We start from the raw sequence: 4,121 nt of genomic DNA, 5'->3' as shown, positions 1-4,121 counted from the left end.
TGCAGATTCCTGCTCGTTGGCGAGCAGGGGCGCGGCGACGAAATCCAGTTCATCCGATTTGCTGAATGGCTGTACCAGCAGGGCGCAATTGTTGATGTGCTGGTCAGCGAGCCCATTGCTGGAATCGCGGCCAGCATGAAAGGTGTACGGTCAGTTTTAGCCAGCATGCCACCTGGACCTTATGACTACTGGAGTCATATGCTAAGGATGCCGGAGCGTATGAATCTGGATTTGCTGATGCTGCCAATCGTTATGCCCTACATCGCGGCGTCCCCGCACAAGATTGACTACTGGCGCGAGCAAATTGACGTAGTTTCACAAGCAACAGAACCAAAGAAAAGCCGGCGAATAGGTGTCGTGTGGGCGGGCGGTCCTCACACTGCGCTGGATCGGTTCCGTTCGGTCAATATTGAAACGCTGAAGCCTTTGTTCTCGCATCCAGGGACGACGTGGTTTTCGGTGCAGAAGGGTGAGCATGAGTGCGACAGCGAAGGCTTGGCGGATCAGTTCGATCTGCACACGCTCGGGCCATTTATTGAAGACTTCACGGATACGCTCGCCATACTTGAGACGCTTGATCTACTAATTACCGTTGATACTTCTGTCGCGCATCTTGCCGGCGCGGCAAACCTTCCTGTATGGGTGCTTTTGCCTGCCTATGCAGAGTGGCGATGGCTGACGGGTCGTACGGATAGCCTATGGTATCCATCGATGCGGTTGTTCCGTCAGCGCGAGCTCGGGGAATGGAAGTCGGTTGTCGATGAAGTGCGTGTCGCACTCACGGCGTGGTGCGGCATCAAGACAACACAACTTGCGGCCCCAATGTAAAACGACCGAAACACGCGCATCGGATGTATCTGCGACGTTCCTCTCCAACGTTCATTGGGCGCCTCGCCGAGGCGAAGCCGACGGCCCCCACCGCGCCGAAACGAAGCCCGGTTTCCCAAGCATACCTATCAGCGACGCACGCAGTGCGGAGTGGGAACTGATGAGCGCTTTGTCACAGGCGTCGAATGTGCGGGGGTACGGATTCCAGATGCACCACTACCGCGGCTGCGCGGGGGACCCGCTTAAGAATTCGCGGTTTGAGCCGCTTTCTCTTGCTTACTTCTCTTTGCGGCGGCAAAGAGAAGTAAGTGCCCGCCCCGCACAGGGGCGACGCTAATAGACCACTAACAACTCAAGGAAAGGCCAAAAAGCCAGATCAAGGGAAAGTCCAAAAAGCCAGATCAAGGAAAGGCCAAAGAGCCAGATCAAAGAAAAAGCACCTTACATCCCCACATACCCGACCGGCACGGTCGCATTCCCCTTAGCCACAGAAGCATTATTCGACACCACATAAACCGGCGACTCGGTCAAATTAAGCGTCAGCGACCCATTACTATAGTTCGCACTAGTCGCATTCCCCATCATATCGACGACCTTCACGGTCCCGCTCGTCCCCGGTGCATCCACCGCAAGGCTATACGGCACGCTATACGTCGAGCTAAACCCAACACTCGCATCCCACACGCTATTGTTGTGGGCCCACAAAGCGGTGATCACCGCCCCATTCCCCACTTGCTGGAACGCGTAAGCGTAAATACCTGTGGGCGTCCCATTCACCGCCCCAAGCGTAGTAGTGCCATCAAGCGTATGCGTCATCGCGCTGATCGCCATGGCAACCGGCTTCGGACTGATGTTGGTCGCGCCAAACGCCCCCTGCGCATCGCTCAGGTCAAAGAACGTCCCGTAGCCCACCTCACCCGGATAATCCGCACCATAAAACACATAGGTCTGATCAGCCCCTTCGCCAAGCGTAATGATGTGCATGCGCGCCGCGACAGCCGCCTGCGCATACAGCACGTTCGCGCTCGGATAGTTCGGACCATACGAGCTGCCGAGGTCATAGCTGATGCCCGCTTCCGTCGAGAACAGATGCATCCCCGGACGGTAATCCGCGGCCATTTCCGCGCGCAGATCACGCATCTGGCCGCGCAGCGATCCTTCGGCGGTCGACGGATCGGCATCGTAGCGCTCCGGCGGATGTGACGGCGAAGTACCCGCGTCGTAGTAACCGTGCGTCGCGACAGCGTCGATATATTGGCCGAAGCCGAGCGGCGCGAGGCGCTTCAGACGCGTCGTGGTCAGGCTCGGGAACGCATCGGTCGGGCCCATCACCATGGCGTGCGGATCCGTCGAATGAATGCCCTGATAGACCGACTGATACAGCGCCACGAAGTTGGCGTCCGTGTCGGTCCAGAACTCATTCGGCTCCCACGTCACCTGATAGTAGTTCGCCGATTGAGTCGGGAAGTACGCCGCGCGAATCGCGTTCGCTTCCGTGCCGACGCGGCTCATGTAGCTCTGGTAATACGACAGGCTGGTCGGCACGCTCCTGTCGTCCTGGAACGCACCGGTGCTGCTCGCCCATGCGGGAATACCGTCGAGACGGATCAGGCGCATCACGTTGCCGCTCTTATAGAACGGATCGAGATTGTTCGCCGATGGATTGAATGTGTTCGCCGCGTTCGGTTCCATCGTCGACAACTGGCGGTCGTCGATCGTCGACGAAATACCCAGCGCGGCGAGCAGCGGACCGTTGTCGTTCGCGCCCTGCATGCCGAAGCGGTGCTGTTCCTGACGCGCGTAGTTGACGGCGGGAATGACGCCGGACAGATTCGGCGTCACACCGAAGGTGGCAATCCCCACCGGGCGCGTGCCGGCTTGCGGCAACTGACCACCGTTCTGCGCGAGCGTGCCCGTCGCGGCGAAATAGCCGGCGAGCGTCGACGTGCAATTCAACGTAATCGTCTTCGAGCCGCTCGGCACGGCGGTGCTGCCGCTCGCCGCGACCCTGCCGAGCGTGTCGGTGACGGCCCATTTCAGCGTGTCGGCGCTCGGCACGTTCGTGTTGAAAGCGAGTTGGAACGTGCTGCCGGCGGCGAAGATGCGTGTGCCGTCCGCACTCGGCGTGTCGGCGGAAAGGGTGGCGCTGCCGGAACCCGCGGAGACGGCCGGCGCTGCACAGCTCAGTGCCGCGACGGTGCTGCCCGCGCCATTCACCGTGGCGGTGCCGCCCGTGCTGCTGTTTCCAGCCGCAGCCGAGCTCGGCGACGCGCCAGCGCTTCCGTTGGCCTGGGTTGCCGCGTTGCTGCCGGTGCTATTACCGCTGCCGCCACCACCACCGCAGGCTGCAAGTGCCAGGGAAAGTGTCGAGAGTAGGAGTAGTTGCGATTTCATCAATCTTTAACCAATGCGTTAGCTGAATATTCGTTCGCCTCTTCGCGCAAAGCGCCGTCCGGAGACGGAGCGAACATCCGGGTTCAATTGCAAGCCAGCCGAAGCCAATGCGTCGGTACCAGCCCTCGTGCGCGCACAAAGCGTCGTAACGGCTCTATTGCGCGAAAGTGATGGCTTCCCGGGTTGCCGGTCCCAAACGCATTCCTCTGCAGATAAATTCTGGTCATACGAATCCCTGCCACTCATCGTGGCGTTTGGCGGAATCGGACGACCGGGGAAGGTACGACGGAAACGACCAAGGTCTTGATGACAGTGCAAATCACATCGCAGCACTCGAACTTCTGGCACCGGCCGACGAAATTTTTACTGGTCTGAGAGCAAGAAAGGGACTAACGGGAAGAATCGACCGTCACCATACGGCATTAGCATACTTAAAAGAAGTAACGAGTCGTTACGTATGAACAATAAGGCAGTACTAATTGCATTGTTATCACGAAATAATACGTATGGTGAGACCAGTTTTTATCCGCCAACTGAAATAGGGGTCGAAAAGATTTGTAACGGATGCCTAATTAAGACAAATCGGTGTAAACCGCAGGGAAATGGGCGCTAGCGCTCATTTCGCCGCCGATGGAAACTAGGCGTTGGCGAAAAAGTGCTGGGCCTTGGGTGTAAGGTTTCCTCGCGATAGTGACTTCGCAGCGGAACTGTCGCTGTTTTACGAAAGATGAAGTCGCGCCCCGCGAAAGGGGGTGCGCCAGATAAATGGTGATGGGTGCCAACGGTTTTGGGGCCGGTACGTGCCGGTCGGCATGCCATCCGCTGCGCAAAAAATGCGGTTGTCCAGAGAGATAAATCGTGAGAATTCTTCAGTTGGTTCACGCACCGCGACTATCCGG

General features: G+C 58.3%; 3 protein-coding genes and 1 pseudogene. 2 read left to right on the top strand and 2 right to left on the bottom strand.

What is annotated here, in order from left to right; translation table 11 throughout:
* Window positions 1-828 (top strand): annotated as a pseudogene (locus QOC89_RS15745) (hypothetical protein); the annotation flags it as partial.
* A 441-nt stretch (window positions 829-1,269) separates the two neighbouring features.
* Here the strand turns inward: QOC89_RS15745 and QOC89_RS15740 are convergent.
* A complete protein-coding gene (locus tag QOC89_RS15740; RefSeq protein ID WP_323045857.1) occupies window positions 1,270-2,784 on the bottom strand; it encodes a hypothetical protein in 1,515 nt (504 codons plus the stop codon).
* Here QOC89_RS15740 and QOC89_RS15735 point away from each other — a divergent pair.
* Window positions 2,774-3,232, top strand: a complete 459-nt coding sequence (locus tag QOC89_RS15735; protein WP_323045856.1) for a hypothetical protein — start codon at window positions 2,774-2,776, stop codon at window positions 3,230-3,232. The two genes, QOC89_RS15740 and QOC89_RS15735, sit on opposite strands and share 11 nt — an antisense overlap.
* A gap of 708 nt (window positions 3,233-3,940) precedes the next feature.
* Here the strand turns inward: QOC89_RS15735 and QOC89_RS15730 are convergent.
* Window positions 3,941-4,121: hypothetical protein (locus tag QOC89_RS15730; RefSeq protein WP_323045855.1), on the bottom strand; the 181-nt coding region annotated here is incomplete at its 5' end.

The sequence above is a fragment of the Paraburkholderia sp. genome (assembly GCF_034668105.1).
Lineage (GTDB): Bacteria > Pseudomonadota > Gammaproteobacteria > Burkholderiales > Burkholderiaceae > Paraburkholderia.
This window is presented reverse-complemented; position numbering and strand designations above follow the sequence as displayed.